Source organism: Rhizobacter sp. P5_C2 (genome assembly GCF_054049715.1).
In genome coordinates, this window is record NZ_JBFULV010000006.1 from 1 (window position 1) to 14,361 (window position 14,361).

At 69.4% G+C, this 14,361-nt stretch carries 14 protein-coding genes; 7 read left to right on the forward strand and 7 right to left on the reverse strand.

The genetic code is table 11. The features are described from left to right. Nucleotides 1–232 precede the first annotated feature (232 nt). The 3 genes from ACXJLU_RS03220 to dnaE all read right to left on the reverse strand — a co-directional run bounded on the left by ACXJLU_RS03220 (nt 233) and on the right by dnaE (nt 5,574). On the reverse strand, nt 233–1,423 hold the full coding sequence (locus ACXJLU_RS03220; RefSeq protein WP_457329036.1) for a patatin-like phospholipase family protein: 1,191 nt from the start codon (nt 1,421–1,423) through the stop codon (nt 233–235). A 74-nt stretch (nt 1,424–1,497) separates the two neighbouring features. Next, entirely contained in the window at nt 1,498–1,950 is a 453-nt protein-coding gene (locus ACXJLU_RS03225) for a hypothetical protein (protein WP_457329037.1), read from the reverse strand. Between the two features lie 120 nt (nt 1,951–2,070). Next, nucleotides 2,071–5,574: a DNA polymerase III subunit alpha gene (gene dnaE, locus ACXJLU_RS03230; protein WP_457329038.1), complete on the reverse strand. Its 3,504-nt coding sequence runs from the start codon at nt 5,572–5,574 to the stop codon at nt 2,071–2,073. Nucleotides 5,575–5,626: 52 nt separating this feature from the next. Here dnaE and ACXJLU_RS03235 point away from each other — a divergent pair, with 52 nt between their 5' ends. The 3 genes from ACXJLU_RS03235 to ACXJLU_RS03245 all read left to right on the forward strand — a co-directional run bounded on the left by ACXJLU_RS03235 (nt 5,627) and on the right by ACXJLU_RS03245 (nt 8,573). Further along, complete coding sequence (locus tag ACXJLU_RS03235) at nt 5,627–6,367, forward strand: sulfurtransferase (RefSeq protein ID WP_457329039.1); 741 nt, start codon at nt 5,627–5,629, stop codon at nt 6,365–6,367. A gap of 45 nt (nt 6,368–6,412) precedes the next feature. Next, the gene (egtB, locus tag ACXJLU_RS03240; RefSeq protein WP_457329040.1) at nt 6,413–7,735 is read left to right on the forward strand and encodes an ergothioneine biosynthesis protein EgtB; all 1,323 of its coding nucleotides are present in this window, start codon (nt 6,413–6,415) and stop codon (nt 7,733–7,735) included. Between the two features lie 76 nt (nt 7,736–7,811). Next, entirely contained in the window at nt 7,812–8,573 is a 762-nt protein-coding gene (locus ACXJLU_RS03245; RefSeq protein ID WP_457329041.1) for an OTU domain-containing protein, read from the forward strand. Here ACXJLU_RS03245 and ACXJLU_RS03250 read toward each other — a convergent pair. The 4 genes from ACXJLU_RS03250 to ACXJLU_RS03265 are packed head-to-tail and all read right to left on the reverse strand — an operon-like array spanning nt 8,539 to nt 10,856. Continuing rightward, nucleotides 8,539–9,258 carry a DUF599 domain-containing protein gene (locus ACXJLU_RS03250; protein ID WP_457329042.1) on the reverse strand — a complete coding sequence of 240 codons (720 nt, stop codon included), beginning with the start codon at nt 9,256–9,258 and terminating at the stop codon, nt 8,539–8,541. The two genes, ACXJLU_RS03245 and ACXJLU_RS03250, sit on opposite strands and share 35 nt — an antisense overlap. A gap of 39 nt (nt 9,259–9,297) precedes the next feature. After that, nucleotides 9,298–9,720 (reverse strand): OsmC family protein, encoded by a 423-nt coding sequence (locus ACXJLU_RS03255; protein WP_457329043.1) that lies wholly within the window; start codon nt 9,718–9,720, stop codon nt 9,298–9,300. Continuing rightward, nucleotides 9,720–10,127 (reverse strand): DoxX family protein, encoded by a 408-nt coding sequence (locus ACXJLU_RS03260; protein ID WP_073468208.1) that lies wholly within the window; start codon nt 10,125–10,127, stop codon nt 9,720–9,722. The genes ACXJLU_RS03255 and ACXJLU_RS03260 overlap by 1 nt, the downstream gene beginning before the upstream one ends. A gap of 30 nt (nt 10,128–10,157) precedes the next feature. Beyond that, the gene (locus ACXJLU_RS03265) at nt 10,158–10,856 is read right to left on the reverse strand and encodes a pirin family protein (protein WP_457329044.1); all 699 of its coding nucleotides are present in this window, start codon (nt 10,854–10,856) and stop codon (nt 10,158–10,160) included. Nucleotides 10,857–10,982: 126 nt separating this feature from the next. Here ACXJLU_RS03265 and ACXJLU_RS03270 point away from each other — a divergent pair, with 126 nt between their 5' ends. The 4 genes from ACXJLU_RS03270 to ACXJLU_RS03285 are packed head-to-tail and all read left to right on the forward strand — an operon-like array spanning nt 10,983 to nt 14,340. Next, nucleotides 10,983–11,990: a LysR family transcriptional regulator gene (locus tag ACXJLU_RS03270; protein ID WP_457329045.1), complete on the forward strand. Its 1,008-nt coding sequence runs from the start codon at nt 10,983–10,985 to the stop codon at nt 11,988–11,990. Nucleotides 11,991–11,994: 4 nt separating this feature from the next. Further along, nucleotides 11,995–12,879 carry a tRNA glutamyl-Q(34) synthetase GluQRS gene (gene gluQRS, locus ACXJLU_RS03275; RefSeq protein ID WP_457329047.1) on the forward strand — a complete coding sequence of 295 codons (885 nt, stop codon included), beginning with the start codon at nt 11,995–11,997 and terminating at the stop codon, nt 12,877–12,879. 28 nt (nt 12,880–12,907) lie between these two features. Beyond that, nucleotides 12,908–13,378 carry a MarR family winged helix-turn-helix transcriptional regulator gene (locus ACXJLU_RS03280; RefSeq protein WP_457329048.1) on the forward strand — a complete coding sequence of 157 codons (471 nt, stop codon included), beginning with the start codon at nt 12,908–12,910 and terminating at the stop codon, nt 13,376–13,378. Continuing rightward, on the forward strand, nt 13,375–14,340 hold the full coding sequence (locus ACXJLU_RS03285; protein WP_457329049.1) for an FUSC family protein: 966 nt from the start codon (nt 13,375–13,377) through the stop codon (nt 14,338–14,340). Before ACXJLU_RS03280 ends, ACXJLU_RS03285 begins: the two co-directional genes overlap by 4 nt. The last annotated feature ends 21 nt before the right edge of the window (nt 14,341–14,361 follow it).

Sequence of the window (14,361 nt, forward strand, 5' to 3'; positions counted from 1 at the left end):
CCAATAGGGACGGGGCGCCGGAGCTGGCTGGATTCATGGCCCGCGTGCGCAGCACGCTTCGTGAACTGACTGTCGCCGACTGTTTGACCACAACGAACGAAGTGAGTGACGGGAGTTTCGGCGACGGGCCATGAAGCCAGTCAGCGGAGGGAAGTCTTCGCCCCGACAGGGGCGAAGACCGGCCCGTCTGGCGAGCCACGGACTCCCCGTCAGCGCCTTTGCCGCGCCGACCTCAGCGAACACCCCAGCCGAAGAAGCGCGCCACTTCCTCGCGCCGCTTCAAGGTATCGGCAACGCCCAACGCGACCAGCTCACGCGTGTACGGCGCCTCGAACAGCAGATAGCTCGCCAGCGCCGCGCCGCGCGTGTCGGCCCCGCGCCCCGAGACCCCCACGCCGCGCAGCAGCGCGCGCACCGGTGCCGGCAGGCTCGCCAGGTGCTTGGCTGCGAGATCGTCCAGCCGCTCGCTCGGCGCGATCACCAGCACGTCGATCGGCCGCAGGCTGGTGCGTGCGAGGGCTTCGGGCGGCAGCAGCGACAGCGTGTTGTTGACCCGCTGCAGCCGCTCCACGTCCACCGCCAGCGCATCGAGAAAGATGTTCGACAGCGCATGGCCCGCGATCTGCGCGATGTTCGGGTAGTCGCCGTTCACCTGCCGGCGCCCCGGCGGCTCGTGCATGCGGCCGGCACCGACCACCAGGATGCGGCTCGCGCCCAGGTGCACCGCCGGCGAGATCGGCGCCGATTGCCGCATCGAGCCGTCGCCGAAGTACTCGACCATGCCGTCGAAATTCAGCGGCACGGCCGGGAACACGAACGGGATCGCGGCCGAGGCCAGCAGGTGCGGCACCGTGATCTGGTCGCGCACCGCGACACGCTGCGAGCGCGTCCACGGCACGATGTCCTGCACCGAGTCGTAGAAGGTCACGTGCGTGCCCGAGCTGTAGCTCGATGCGGTGACCGCCAGCGCCTGCAAGTGGCCGGCGCCCATCAGCTCGCGCAGCCGGCCCACCGACACCATCTGCTTCAGCAGCGCCTCCAGCGGCGAGTTGTCGAGCAGCGAGCGCGGGCGCGCACGGCGCCAGCGCGCGATCACCCAGCCGATCGACATCATCGTCAGCCAGCGCGCGCCGGTGCGGATCACGCCGAACGAGTCGGAGCGGTACACCTGCTCGGCGCGGAAGTTCTCCCACACCTCGCACAGCGCCGCGACGGCCGCGTCGAAGTCGTCGCAATGGCTGGCCAGCGCGGCCGCATTGATCGCGCCGGCCGAGGTGCCGGTGATCACGGGAAAGGGATTGCTGCGGTCGTCGGGCGAGACCTCGCGGCGGATCTGCGCGAGGGCCTTCAGGACGCCGACCTGGTAGGCGGCACGGGCCCCGCCTCCGGTGAGGATCAGGCCCGTGGTGGGTGGTGTCGGCATGGGGCCTGAGTGTAGTCAGGCCACACGCCCCGGCGGATCGGGTTCAGCCCGAAGCAGCCGGCCTCACATCGATCTCAACGGCCCCGATGGTCGTCGCGGTCGTGGTCGTCGTGCTTGTCATGCTTGTCGTGCCCGCGGCCATGGCCATGGCCACGGCCACGGTCGTCGTGGCGGTCATGATCGTGGTCATGCTCGTGTTCGCGGCGCCAGTGGTCCTGGTACCAGTCCTCGCGCACGAAGTAGACCGGCTGGCCGCAGGCCGCGTACTGGCCGCAGTAGCGGCCCCAGTTCTTCTGGTGGCCCGGGGGCACGCGCAGGTAGATCGGACGGCGCTCTACCACCACGGCCGGCGGCTGCTGGATGATGATCGGCTGCGGGTTGATGACGATCGGCGGCGGCGCATTGCCGATGTCGATGCGGCCGTAGACGCCAGGCTGGTTGACGCTGACCGACACGCCGACGTTGGTTCCCGCGAACGAGGACACACCGGCAACGGCCAGTGCGATGAGGGTGATGGCTTGTTTCATGAACATCTCCTGCGAGTGACTTCTCGCTGATGATGACTTCAAAACGTTTCTGCAGCGTTCAGTGCCGACTCACGAACAGTCAACTGGTGACCATTCGTAACCAGATGCTCGCAAACAGAGCTATTCGTAGACCACGTTCGCGCGGCCGTGCGCGCTCTCGACCCAACGCGCGAGCGCCGCATCGCTCGGAAAGAAGCGGCCCTCCTCGCCCAGATCGAGCTCGCCGACGGCCGCATCGCGCTGCACCACCAGCCGCACCGCCAGCCCCTGCGTCGTCGTGCCCTGGTCGGTCTGCACGCGCCGGCTCGGGAAATCGCGCAGCACCTCGGCCACCGGCGGCACGCTGCCGTTGACCTCGACGCGCAGGTACTTGCCGAAGCGGCAGCGCGCGGTCGCGAGGTCCCACACCTGCAGCACGTTCAGCCGCATGCCGCCCGAGAAGCGGTCGGGTTGCACCTTGCCCGAGACGATGATCAGCTCGTCGTCCTTCAGCAGCTCCTTGTTGGCGTTCAGCAGCTCCTCGTTCGCCACCGCCTCGATCGCCTCGCTCTTGTCGTCGAGCTTGAAGATCGCGACGCGGCCGCGCTGGCCGTTGATCACGCGCAGGTCGCCGACGATGCCGGCCAGCATCTGCGGCTCGCGGCTGTCGATCACGTCGGCGATCTTGCGCTTCGCGAAGCGCCGCACCTCATCGCCGCTCTGGTCGAACAGGTGGCCCGACAGGTAGAAGCCGAGCGCGACCTTCTCGAAGCTGAGCCGCTCCTTGATGTCCCACGGCGGCACCTGCACCAGCGCCGGCTCCTGCGTCGACGCTGCATGAGAATCGCCGAAATCGAACAACCCGCCCTGGTCGGCGTGCGCCGCCTGCGTGTCGGCGTATTCGAACGCGAGCCCGATGCTCGCCACCAACAGCGAACGCTCCGGGTGCAGCAGGTCGAAGGCACCGGCCTTGATCAGCGCCTCGACGGTGCGCTTGTTGATGCGGCTGCGGTCGACCCGCGCGCAGAAATCGAACAGGCTCTTGAACGGGCCGCCTTCGGTGCGCGCCTGCACGATCGCCTCGATCGCGCTCTGGCCGGTGCCCTTGATGGCACCCAGGCCGTAGCGCACCACGTCGTCGGCCACCGGCTCGAAGCGGTGGGTGCCGGTGTTGATGTTCGGCGGCTCGAAGGTGATGCCCAGCATCACCGCGTCGTCGTGGAAGATCTTGAGCTTGTCGGTGTCGTCCAGCGCGACGCTCATGTTGGCCGCGGTGAACTCGGCCAGGTAGTGCACCTTCAGCCAGGCCGTGTGGTACGCGAGCAGCGCGTAGGCGGCGGCGTGCGACTTGTTGAAGCCGTAGCCCGCGAACTTCTCCATCAGGTCGAAGATCTCGTTGGCCAGCGGCTCGGCGATGCCGTTGCCGGCCGCGCCCTCGGCGAAGGTCGCGCGGTGCGCCACCATCTCCTCAAGCTTCTTCTTGCCCATCGCGCGGCGCAGCAGGTCGGCGCCGCCGAGCGAGTAGCCGCCCAGGCGCTGGGCGACCTGCATCACCTGCTCCTGGTAGACCATGATCCCGTAGGTCTCTTCCAGCACCTCCTTCATCAGCGGGTGCGGGTACTCGACCTCTTCGCGGCCGTGCTTGCGCGCGCAGAAGCTCGGGATCAGGTCCATCGGGCCTGGCCGGTACAGCGCCACCAGCGCGATGATGTCCTCGAAGACGCTCGGCTTCGCGTCCTTCAGCATGCGCTGCATGCCGGACGATTCCAGCTGGAACACGGCAACCGTCTTGCCCTCGCTCATCAGCTGGTAGGCACCGCGGTCGTTCAGCGGGATCTTGTCGAACGCGAAGTCCTTGCGCGAGGGATGGCGCGCGACGATGAAGTCCTTCGCCATCTCGAGGATGGTCAGCGTCGCGAGGCCCAGGAAGTCGAACTTCACCAGGCCGATCGCCTCGACGTCGTCCTTGTCGAACTGGCTGACCGCGCTGTTGCTGCCGGGCTGCATGTACAGCGGGCAGAAATCGGTGATCTTGCCGGGCGCGATCAGCACGCCGCCGGCATGCATGCCGATGTTGCGCACCATGCCCTCGACGCGCTCGGCCAGCGCGAGCAGCTCGGCCACCTCTTCCTCGTTCTTCTCGCGCTCCTCGATCTCGGGCGCCTCGGTGCGCGCGTAGATGATGCCGCTGTCGGGCTTGTCGCCGGGGCGCTTCAGCGTGACGGTCTTGCCGGGCGGTGCCGGCACCAGCTTCGCGATGCCGTCGACGTGGCCGTAGCCCATGCCCAGCACGCGGCCCACGTCGCGCAGCGCGGCCTTGGCCGCCATGGTGCCGAAGGTCGCGATCTGGCTGACGGCCTCGCGGCCGTACTTGTCCTTCACGTAGTCGATGACGCGGTCGCGGTTGCCCTGGCAGAAGTCGATGTCGAAGTCGGGCATCGACACCCGCTCGGGGTTCAGGAAGCGCTCGAACAGCAGGTTGTAGCGCAGCGGGTCGAGGTCGGTGATCTTCAGCGCATAGGCCACCAGCGAGCCGGCGCCCGAGCCGCGGCCCGGGCCGACCGGGCAGCCGTGGGTCTTGGCCCAGATGATGAAGTCGGCCACGATCAGGAAGTAGCCGGGGAAGCCCATCTTCAGGATCGTGTTGATCTCGAAGTCGAGGCGGTCGACATAACGCGCCATCTCGCGCGCCCGGTCGGCCTCGTTCGGGTACAGGTGGAGCATCCGCTCCTGCAGGCCTTCGTGCGAGGCGTGGCGGAAGTAGGCCTCGGGCAGCATGCGCTCGCCGTTGACCTCGGGCGTCGGGAAATCGGGCAGCTGCGGCTTGCCCAGCACCAGCGTCAGGCTGCAGCGCTTCGCGATCTCGACGCTGTTGGCGAGCGCGCTCGGCAGGTCGGCGAACAGTGCTTCCATCTGCGCCTGCGACTTGAAGTACTGCTCGCGCGTGAAGCGCTTGACGCGGCGCGGGTTGGTCAGCGTCTCGCCTTCGGCGATGCAGGTGCGGGCCTCGTGGGCCTCGAAGTCGTCCGGCGTCTGGAACTGCACCGGGTGTGTTGCCACCACCGGCAGGCGCAGCGCGGCGGCCAGCGGCACCGCGGCGCGCACGTGGGCCTCGTTGGTCGGCTGCCCGGCCCGCTGCAGCTCGAGGTAGAAGCGCTTGTCGAAGATGGCCGAGAGCTTCTGCGCCGCGGCGGTGGCGCGCGCGGTGTCCTGCGCCATCAGGGCCTGGCCGATCGAGCCCATCTCGGCGCCCGACAGCGCGATCAGCCCGCCATTGAGTTCCTGCAGCCACTCGAGCTTGTGCCAGGCCTGCGCGCGCTGCGCGTTCAGCACCCAGCCGCGCGACAGCAGCTCGCACAGGTTGTGGTAGCCCGCCACGTTCTGCACGAGCAGCAGCAGGCGGCTCGGGTTCTTTTCGCCGACGGTGGTGTCGGGCTCGAGCCAGATGTCGGCGCCGACGATCGGCTGCACGCCCTTCTTGCGCGCCGCGCTGTAGAACTTGACCGCGCCGAACAGGTTCGACAGGTCGGTGATCGCGAGTGCCGGCTGGTGGTCTTGCGCCGCCGCATCCACCAGCTCGTCGATCCTCAGGGTGCCATCGACGACGGAAAACTCGGTGTGGGTGCGCAGGTGGATGAAGGCCATCCGGGCATTCTAGGGAGCGTGGGCTCCGTAAAATGCCGGGCTTCGCACGAATATGAAACCCATCCTCAACATCTCCGCCTACCTGTTCGTGACCCTGACGGACACGCAGGCGCTGCGCGAGAGCATTCGCTCACAAGCAGCCGTTCGCCACCTGAAGGGCACGGTGCTGCTCGCCGAGGAAGGCATCAACCTGTTCCTGGCCGGCGCGCCCGACGCGCTGCGCGGCTTCGTGGCCTGGCTGCGCGGCGATGCGCGCTTCGCGGCGCTGGCGCCGAAGGAGAGCCTGTCGGATGCGGTGCCCTTCGGCAAGCTGCTGGTGAAGGTCAAGCCCGAGATCATCCGCATGAACCACCCGCAGTTCCGGCCCGAGGCGGGGCGCGCGCCGGCCGTCGACGCGCAGACGCTGTCGCGCTGGCTCGATGCCGGCCACGACGATGCCGGCCGCGAGGTCGTGATGCTCGACACCCGCAATGCCTTCGAGGTCGACCACGGCCGCTTCGAGAACGCGCTCGACTGGCGCATCGAGAAGTTCACCGAGTTCCCGCAGGCGCTGCGCGACCATGCTGCCGAGCTGCAGGGCAAGACGGTGGTGAGCTACTGCACCGGCGGCATCCGCTGCGAGAAGGCGGCACTGTTCATGGCCGAGGCCGGCGTGCCGAACGTGCTGCAGCTCGAAGGCGGCATCCTGAAGTACTTCGAAGACGCCGGCGGCAAGCACTTCGACGGCCACTGTTTCGTGTTCGACGAAAGGGAATCCGTCGACGCGGCGCTGCTGCCGACGAGATCGGTGTAAGGTGCCGCGGATCGGCGCGACGAAGGCGCCACGCAGGAGACACCGATGCAGTCCCACAGCCTGCCCCGCAGCGGCAACCTTCCCCTCCAGCCGAACAGTCCGCTCGGCAATCGGTATGCCCAGGTCCGCGAGACCAGCCTCGCGCTGGCCGCACCGCTGTCGCCCGAAGACTGCCAGGTGCAGTCGATGCCCGACGCGAGCCCGACCAAGTGGCACCTGGCGCACGTCACCTGGTTCTTCGAGACCTTCCTGCTGGAGCGCTTCGAGCGCGATTTCCAGCCGTTCGATGCGCGCTTCCGCGTGCTCTACAACAGCTACTACAACGGCATCGGCGACCAGTACCCGCGGGCGAAGCGCGGGCTGGTGACGCGGCCGGCGCTGGCCGACGTGCTGCGCTACCGGGCCGATGTCGATGCGCGCATGCAGGCGCTGATCGCGCAGCGGGCCGGCGATGCCGAGCTGGCGGCGCTGGTCACGCTCGGGCTGCACCACGAACAGCAGCACCAGGAGCTGCTGCTGACCGACATCAAGCATGCGCTGTCGTTCAGCCCCGACCACCCCGGCTATGGCAAGCGCTGGCCGATCAGCGCGGTGCAGCCGCAGGCGCTGCGCTGGTTCGGCTACGACGGCGGGCTGTTCGAGCTGGGCCACGACCCCGAGCGCGACGGCGCGTTCTGCTTCGACAACGAGACGCCACGGCACCGCACGTTCATCGCGCCGTTCGAGCTCGCGTCGCGGCCGGTGAGCCACGGCGAATGGATGGCCTTCATCGACGACGGCGGCTACCGGCGGCCGGAGCTGTGGCTCTCGCTCGGCTGGGACTGGGTGCGCAACGGCGGCCACCAGGCGCCGCTGTACTGGCGGCGCGACGGCGACGCGTGGTTCACGCACACGCTGCACGGCGAGATGGTGGTCGACCCGCACACGCCGGCCTGCCACCTGAGCTACTTCGAGGCCGACGCCTATGCGCGCTGGGCCGGCGCGCGGTTGCCGACGGAGGCCGAGTGGGAGTGCACCGCGCGGCAGGCCCGGCCGCAGGCGCGGGCCAACTTCGCCGACAGCGGCGCCTTCCACCCGATGCCGGTCGCCGATGCGCCGGCCGATGCGCCCTCGCAGCTGTTCGGCGACGTCTGGGAATGGACCCAATCGAGCTACCTGCCCTACCCCGGCTACAAGGTGCTGCCCGGCGCGGTCGGCGAATACAACGGCAAGTTCATGAGCCAGCAGATGGTGCTGCGCGGCGGCTCGTGCGCCACGCCGGCCGGGCATGTGCGGGCCAGCTACCGGAATTTCTTTCCGCCGGACGTGCAGTGGCAGTTCAGCGGGCTGAGGTTGGCGCGGGACCCGGGGCTGACGCGGGTCAATTGAACCGGCGATGGAACGGCTTCGGCCGTGGCGTTACCAAGTGCTCGCACCAGGTGGATCTGGCTGCGGGAGCCAGAGCATGAGCGTGGGACGGTTGACGGGAAACAAGAGGGTGCGGGAGGCGGCTGTCCCGGCCTCGGGCTGCGAATCCGCGGCGAAGAAGGCCCGCCTGGAAGCGAAGAAAACCTGCGCCACGTTCCCCGACCTGAACACGGTCGAAGGCCAGGACGCCTTCTTCAACATGGTCGGTGTCGAAGGCATCGAGCTATGCTTCCGCGAAGACCTGAAGACCGTGGAGCAGGTCTATCGGCAGAAGGTCGAGGAGCACGCGACCGCAGTCCCCATCTCCTTCGCCAATGCGAAGACCCGACCCATCGCGCCAGACGGCAACTGTGCCTTCAATTCGATCCTCGTCGCTGCCGAGGACCTGGGCGGTAGTGCGGCGGCCGGCTTTCCGCGCACATCGACCGAAATGCGCCAGCAGATGGTGGCGCACGTCGAACGCGAATACGCGGCTTGGCGCGATACGCCGGCGAGCAATCTCCCGGACGAGAAGCAGTACCTCGCGGTCCTGCCGCGTGACGACCACGAGCGCGGCCGGATGCTCGACCAGCTCGGCACGCCGGGCAGCTGGCACCACGAGATGGGCGACCTGTACGTGGCCATCGCCGCCGCCACGTTCAACGTGCGGATCGAGGTCATCACGCCGTACACCGACCACGAGCACCGGCTGGTGTTCGGGCCTGCTGATCCCGACCTGCCGCTGCTGGTGCTGCGCCGCAAGGGCGCGCACTACGAGCCGGTGATCAGGTGTTCAGCACTGCCAGCACGTCCGACCTGAACTCGCGCTGGTACAGCACGTACACCACGCCGGCCGTCGCGAGCATGAAGATCAGCGGCGAGAAGAACCAGGCCACCGCGGCGAACGACAAGTAGTACGCCCGCAGCCCGTCGTTGAAGGTCTCGGCCGCCATGCTGACCACGCCGCCCGCCTTCTTCGCGAAGGCCTGCCGGCGCGCCTCGCCGTCCGCGCCCTGTTCGAGCAACTGCGTCGCTTCCGGCGCCGCGGCGATCAACAACGCGCCGAAGGTGTACTGCCGCATCGACCAGGTGAAGCGGAAAAATGCATAGACGAAGATGCCGAGCATCAGCACCACCTTCAAGTCGAACACCAGCACCGAGGTGCGGGCGGCGAACGGCAGGTCGCGCACGATCTCGGTGGCCTTGTCGCTGGTACCCAGCACGGCGAGCAGGCCGCCGATGATCAGGATGGTGGTCGACGCGAAGAAGGACGGGCTGGTCGACAGGTTCTGCAGCACGACGCCGTCGATCACGCGCACCTCGCGGTAGGTGGTCTGCAGCATCCATTCGCGCCGCACCCGGTTGGTCGACGCAAGGATCGACGGCTGCGTCAGCGCGCGGCGGTGCGCGAACCAGATGTAGCCGGCCCAGGCGCAGAAGAACGCCACCAGGGCCGCCCAGTCCGTCCAGGGCAGCACCGCCACGAGCTTGAGGATGATGTCCATGGCGGCGACTTTAACGGCTGATGACGGCCCCCGGGCCCACTACGTCAGCGTCGTCTCGATTCGCGTCTGCCCTTCGAGCACCCGGTGGATCGGGCACTTGCCGGCGATCTCGAGCAGCCGGGCGCGGTCGGCCTCGGCCAGGTCGCCGTCGATGTGGATGCGGCGTTGCATCTGGTAGCGCGCGCCGCCGTCATCGCCACGCGTCTCGACATGGTCCACCTGCACGTGCAGCGAGCGCACGGCCAGCGCCTTGCGGCGGATGTAGAGCTCCAGCGTCAGCGTGGTGCAGGCGGCCAGCGCCGAGTCGAGCAGGTCGTGCGGGCTCGGCGCGGCGTCTGCACCGCCGAGCGTGCGGTCCAGATCGGCGGCCCACGCATGGCGGCCATTGGTGAGCAACGTCAGCGCGCTGGCCGGTTGGTCAGCCGCGGCGGGCCGCCGATGCAGGTGGGCGTCGATGGTCATCAGCGGCGCTTCGCATCCAGGCTCAGCGCGCCGGCGCCGAAGGCCACGATCGCGAGCAGGCCGCCGATCACCGAGACGTTCTTCATGAACATCAGGTTCTGCACCATCGCCTGGTCGGCCGGCACCGCCCAGAAGTTGTGGAAGATCACGGTCGCGGCCGCGGTGAACACCGCCAGCACGGCAGCCGCCCAGCGCGCGTTCCAGCCGACGATCAACGCGATGCCGCCGACGATCTCGACCAGCAGCGCGATCACCGCGCCGACCTGCGGCAGCGGCAGGCCCTTCGACGCGATGTAGCCCACCGTGCCCTCGAAGCCGGTCAGCTTGCTGAAGCCGGCCAGCACGAACATGAGAGCCAGCAGGATGCGCGCAGCCAGCGCGAGCGGGTTTTGAAGGCGTTCAAACATGATGGGTCGTCCTTGGTTGCGGTTGAAAAATCACTGCAGATCGAAGACCAGCACTTCAGCGTCTCGCCCGGCGCCGATCTGCAGCGCCGGTTCGTTGTCCAGCATCGCCGCGTCGCCCGCGGACAAGGCCTGGCCGTTCACCTCGACGCTGCCGCGCACCACGTGCACATAGGCCTTGCGGTTGGCCGGCAGCGCGAGCTCGGCGTGCTCGTCGCCGTCGAACAGCCCGGCATACAGCGTCGCATTGGCGTGCAGCTTCACCGAGTCCTCGCGGCCATCGGGACTCGCGACCAGGCGCAGTGTGCCGCGCTTCTGCGCTTCGTCGAAGTGCTTCTGCTCGTAGCCCGGTTCGATGCCGCGCACGTTGGGCTCGATCCAGATCTGCAGGAAGTGCGTCGTGTCCGCCGCGGCGTGGTTGTATTCGCTGTGCTGGATGCCGCGGCCGGCGCTCATGCGCTGCACGTCGCCCGGCACGATCTGCGCGCCGTTGCCGATGCTGTCCTTGTGGCCGAGCGCGCCCGACAGCACGTACGACACGATCTCCATGTCGCGGTGGCCGTGCGTGCCGAAGCCGGTGCCGGGGGCGATGCGGTCTTCGTTGATCACGCGCAGGTTGCCGAAGCCCATGTGCTTCGGGTCGAAATAGTCGGCGAACGAGAAGCTGTGGAACGACTTCAGCCAGCCGTGGTCGGCGTAGCCACGTTCAGTCGATTTGCGCAGGGTGAGCATGTCGTGTCCTTTCGGTGGTGATCTCTGGGGTGTGAAGAGACTGTAGGCGCCGCTCCCCGGCCCATCACGGGCCGCGCGTTGAAGCGTTCATTCAAATAAGATGAACGAAACTCCGACGGCCCCGCCATGACCAGTCCCCGCAACGTCCTGACCCCCGAAGCGCTCGCGATGATGGACGTCATCGCCCGCACCGGCAGCTTTGCCGCGGCGGCCCGCGAGCTGGGCAAGGTGCCGTCGGCGCTGACCTACAACGTGCGCCAGCTCGAGGACGCGCTCGACGTGCTGCTGTTCGACCGCCGCTCGCGCCAGGCCAAGCTGACGGCCGCCGGCGAGGAGCTGCTGCACGAGGGCCGCCGGCTGCTGGAGGAGATGGATGCGGTGGCCAACCGCGTCAAGCGCGTCGCGACCGGCTGGGAGACGCAGCTGACGGTCGCGGTCGATGGCATCATGTCGCGCGCCACGCTGTTCGAGCTGTGCGAGGCCTTCTATGCGCTGAGCCCCGAGAGCCCGGGCGCCACCAGCGGCGGGCCGGGCACGCGGCTGCGGCTGCGCACCGAGGTGCTGGCCGGCACCTGGGAGGCACTGGTCAGCGGGCAGGCCGACCTGGCCATCGGCGTCGGCGTGGACCGCACGATGCCGCCCGGCATCCAGATGCAGCCGCTGGGCAGCATCAGCTTCGTGTTCGCGATCGCGCCGCACCATCCGCTGGCCCACGCCGAGGGTGTGCTGAGCGATGCCGACCTGATCCACCACCGCGCGGTGGCGGTCGCCGATTCGGCGCAGCGCATGGCGCCGCTGACGGTGAACCTGCTGCCCGGGCAGGACGTGCTGACCGTCGCGACGATGCAGAACAAGATCGAAGCGCAGCTGCGCTGCCTGGGCTGCGGGTTCCTGCCCGAACCGCTGGTGCGCGAGCACATCGCCGCCGGCCGGCTGGTCGTCAAGGCGGTGCAGCGGCCGACGCAGGTCGCGCGCCTGGGCTACGCCTGGCGCAGCGTGCCGGCCGGCAGCGCGACGCGCAAGCCGCAGCTGGGGCTGGCGCTGCGCTGGTGGCTGTCGCAGCTGGAGAGCCCGGCCACGCGCAGCGCGCTGATCGAGCGGCACAGCGGGCTGCTGCCGCTCGGAGGCGCCTGAGCGCATGGGCTACCGCGGACGCTTCGCGCCGTCGCCGACCGGCGTGCTGCACGCCGGCTCGCTGGCGGCGGCGCTCGCGAGCTGGCTCGATGCGCGGGCGCATGGCGGTGCGTGGCTGGTGCGCATCGAGGATGTCGACACGCCGCGCTGCGTGGCGGGGGCCGATGCGCAGATCCTGGCGCAGCTCGCGCAATGCGGGCTGCTGCCGGACGAGCCTCCCGTGTGGCAATCGCAGCGCGGCGCGCACTACGAGGCGGCGCTCGACGCATTGCGCGCCGCCGGGCAGGTGTACCCCTGCGGCTGCACGCGGCGCGACATCGCGCTCGCGCTCGAAGCGGCCGGCCACGGCAAGCCGCGGCACGGTGAGCTGGTCTACCCCGGCACCTGCCGCCACGGACTGCACGGCAAGCTGGCCCGCGCGACGCGGGTGCTGAGCTGCGACGCAAACAAGGCTGACATCGTGATCGACTGGCACGACCGCCGCCTCGGCGCGCAGCGGCAGAACCTGACGCAGGCGGTCGGCGATTTCGTGCTGCACCGGGCCGACGGGCTGTGGGCCTACCAGCTCGCGGTGGTCGTCGACGACGCGCTGCAAGGCATCACCCACGTCGTGCGCGGCGAAGACCTCGCCGACAACACGCCGCGCCAGGTCCACCTGCAGCGGCTGCTCGGCCTGCCGCTGCCGCAGTACCTGCACACGCCGCTGGTGCTGGGTGCGAATGGCGAGAAGCTGTCGAAGCAGAACGGCGCGGCTGCGCTCGACCTGGCCAACCCGGCGCACGCGCTGCATGCCGCCGCGACGACCCTCGGCCTTCAGCCGTCGGCCACCAGCCGCGACGCACTGCTCGCCGACTGCGTCGCGCAATGGCGACAGCACCGACTTGCGTAGAAACTAAGATTGATCTTATGATCATCGCATGCCCACCGACACCGAGCCACGGCAATGCGCCGTGCGGCTGCGCGCCGCACTGTCCGACCTGACGCGCCAGCTGCGCCACGCGCTGCCGCCCGAGGGCATCAGCGTCGCCAAGCTCAGCGCAATGGGTGCGCTGTACCGGCGCGGGCCGATGTCGCCGAGCGAACTCGCGGCCCACGAGCGCGTGAAGCTGCAGACGCTGACACGCCTGCTCGCCGAGCTGGAGGCCGACGGCTGGCTGGCACGTGCGCCGCACGCGCATGACGGTCGCCAGAGCGTGCTGTCGCTGACCCGAACCGGACTGCAACAGCTGAAGGCCGACGTGCACCGGCGTGAAGCCTCGCTCGCCGATGCGATTGCCGACACGCTGGACGCGTCCGGCCGCGCGACGCTGCTGCAGGCGTGCGCGCTGATGGAGGCACTGGCCGCGCGGCTCGGCGGTACCGCCTCGGTGCAAAGGAACGTGACGTGACCYCACTCGCCGCACGCGTTGCGCACGCACGCGCCGACGGGCGCCTGTGGCACGGCGCACAGCTCGCGGTGGCCGTCATCGCGGCCTATGCGGTGTCGAGCGCGTTGCACCTGCCCGAGAGCTTGTGGGCGGTGATGTCGGCACTGATCGTCGTGCGGCCGAATGCCGGTGCGAGCGTCGGCGCCGGCGGCGCTCGGCTCGGCGGCACCGTGCTCGGCACGCTGTGCGGAGTCGGCGGCGTCTGGCTGCGGCAGCACGGCGTCGATGCGGCGCCTGCCACGCTGCTGATCGTCGCCGCCCTCGCGTTCGCGAGTGCCACGCTGCCGCTGATCGCCAGTGCACCGGTCGCGGCGCTGATCATCCTGTCGAGCGGCAGCATGCCGGGGCATTCGGCGCTGCAGGTCGCGTGGCTGCGCGGCGCCGAGGTCGGCATCGGCGTGCTGGTCGGGCTCGGCGTGTCGCTGCTGCTGCGGGCCGCGCGCGCCGGTGCGCGCTTCACCGGTGCCTGCGCCGACCTGCTCGAGGCATTCGCCCGCCCGCTGGACGAGGAAGCCGATGCGGTACCCGACAGCACCGTGCGCAGCCGCCTGCGGGAGCTCGCCGTGATCGCAGTGCAGGCCGATCGCGAGCGCGCGTGGATCGCGCGCCTTCGCAGGCGGCCCGTCGAGCGCGACGCGCACGTGCAGCTTGCGCGCATGGTCTCTCGGGTCCACCAGGACAGCGCCGTGATCGCCCGTCTGCTGCCCGGTCTGCAGCCCGACGCGGCGGCCCCGGCCGCGGCGATCGCCCAGGCCCTGCGCGGCGCGGCCCAGGCGCTGCGCACGCGGGCGACGCCCGACCTCTCGATGCTCGCGTCGCCGCGCCCAGCCGCCCGCATCGCCGGCCCCGTCGGCCTGCTCGCGCACGACCTGCGCGCGCTCGCGCACCGCTTCGAGAGCCTGCACGCCGCGCCGGCGCGTTGAAATTGCATCCAATCGCAAGCG

Coding starts and splice junctions, on each gene's coding strand:
- dnaE (WP_457329038.1), bottom strand. CDS start 5,574: ATGGCCTTCATCCACCTGCGCACCCACACCGAGTTTTCCGTCGTCGAT.
- ACXJLU_RS03280 (WP_457329048.1), top strand. CDS start 12,908: ATGCCCACCGACACCGAGCCACGGCAATGCGCCGTGCGGCTGCGCGCC.
- ACXJLU_RS03260 (WP_073468208.1), bottom strand. CDS start 10,127: ATGTTTGAACGCCTTCAAAACCCGCTCGCGCTGGCTGCGCGCATCCTG.
- ACXJLU_RS03270 (WP_457329045.1), top strand. CDS start 10,983: ATGACCAGTCCCCGCAACGTCCTGACCCCCGAAGCGCTCGCGATGATG.
- gluQRS (WP_457329047.1), top strand. CDS start 11,995: ATGGGCTACCGCGGACGCTTCGCGCCGTCGCCGACCGGCGTGCTGCAC.
- ACXJLU_RS03245 (WP_457329041.1), top strand. CDS start 7,812: ATGAGCGTGGGACGGTTGACGGGAAACAAGAGGGTGCGGGAGGCGGCT.
- ACXJLU_RS03265 (WP_457329044.1), bottom strand. CDS start 10,856: ATGCTCACCCTGCGCAAATCGACTGAACGTGGCTACGCCGACCACGGC.
- ACXJLU_RS03235 (WP_457329039.1), top strand. CDS start 5,627: ATGAAACCCATCCTCAACATCTCCGCCTACCTGTTCGTGACCCTGACG.
- egtB (WP_457329040.1), top strand. CDS start 6,413: ATGCAGTCCCACAGCCTGCCCCGCAGCGGCAACCTTCCCCTCCAGCCG.
- ACXJLU_RS03220 (WP_457329036.1), bottom strand. CDS start 1,423: ATGCCGACACCACCCACCACGGGCCTGATCCTCACCGGAGGCGGGGCC.
- ACXJLU_RS03225 (WP_457329037.1), bottom strand. CDS start 1,950: ATGAAACAAGCCATCACCCTCATCGCACTGGCCGTTGCCGGTGTGTCC.
- ACXJLU_RS03250 (WP_457329042.1), bottom strand. CDS start 9,258: ATGGACATCATCCTCAAGCTCGTGGCGGTGCTGCCCTGGACGGACTGG.
- ACXJLU_RS03255 (WP_457329043.1), bottom strand. CDS start 9,720: ATGACCATCGACGCCCACCTGCATCGGCGGCCCGCCGCGGCTGACCAA.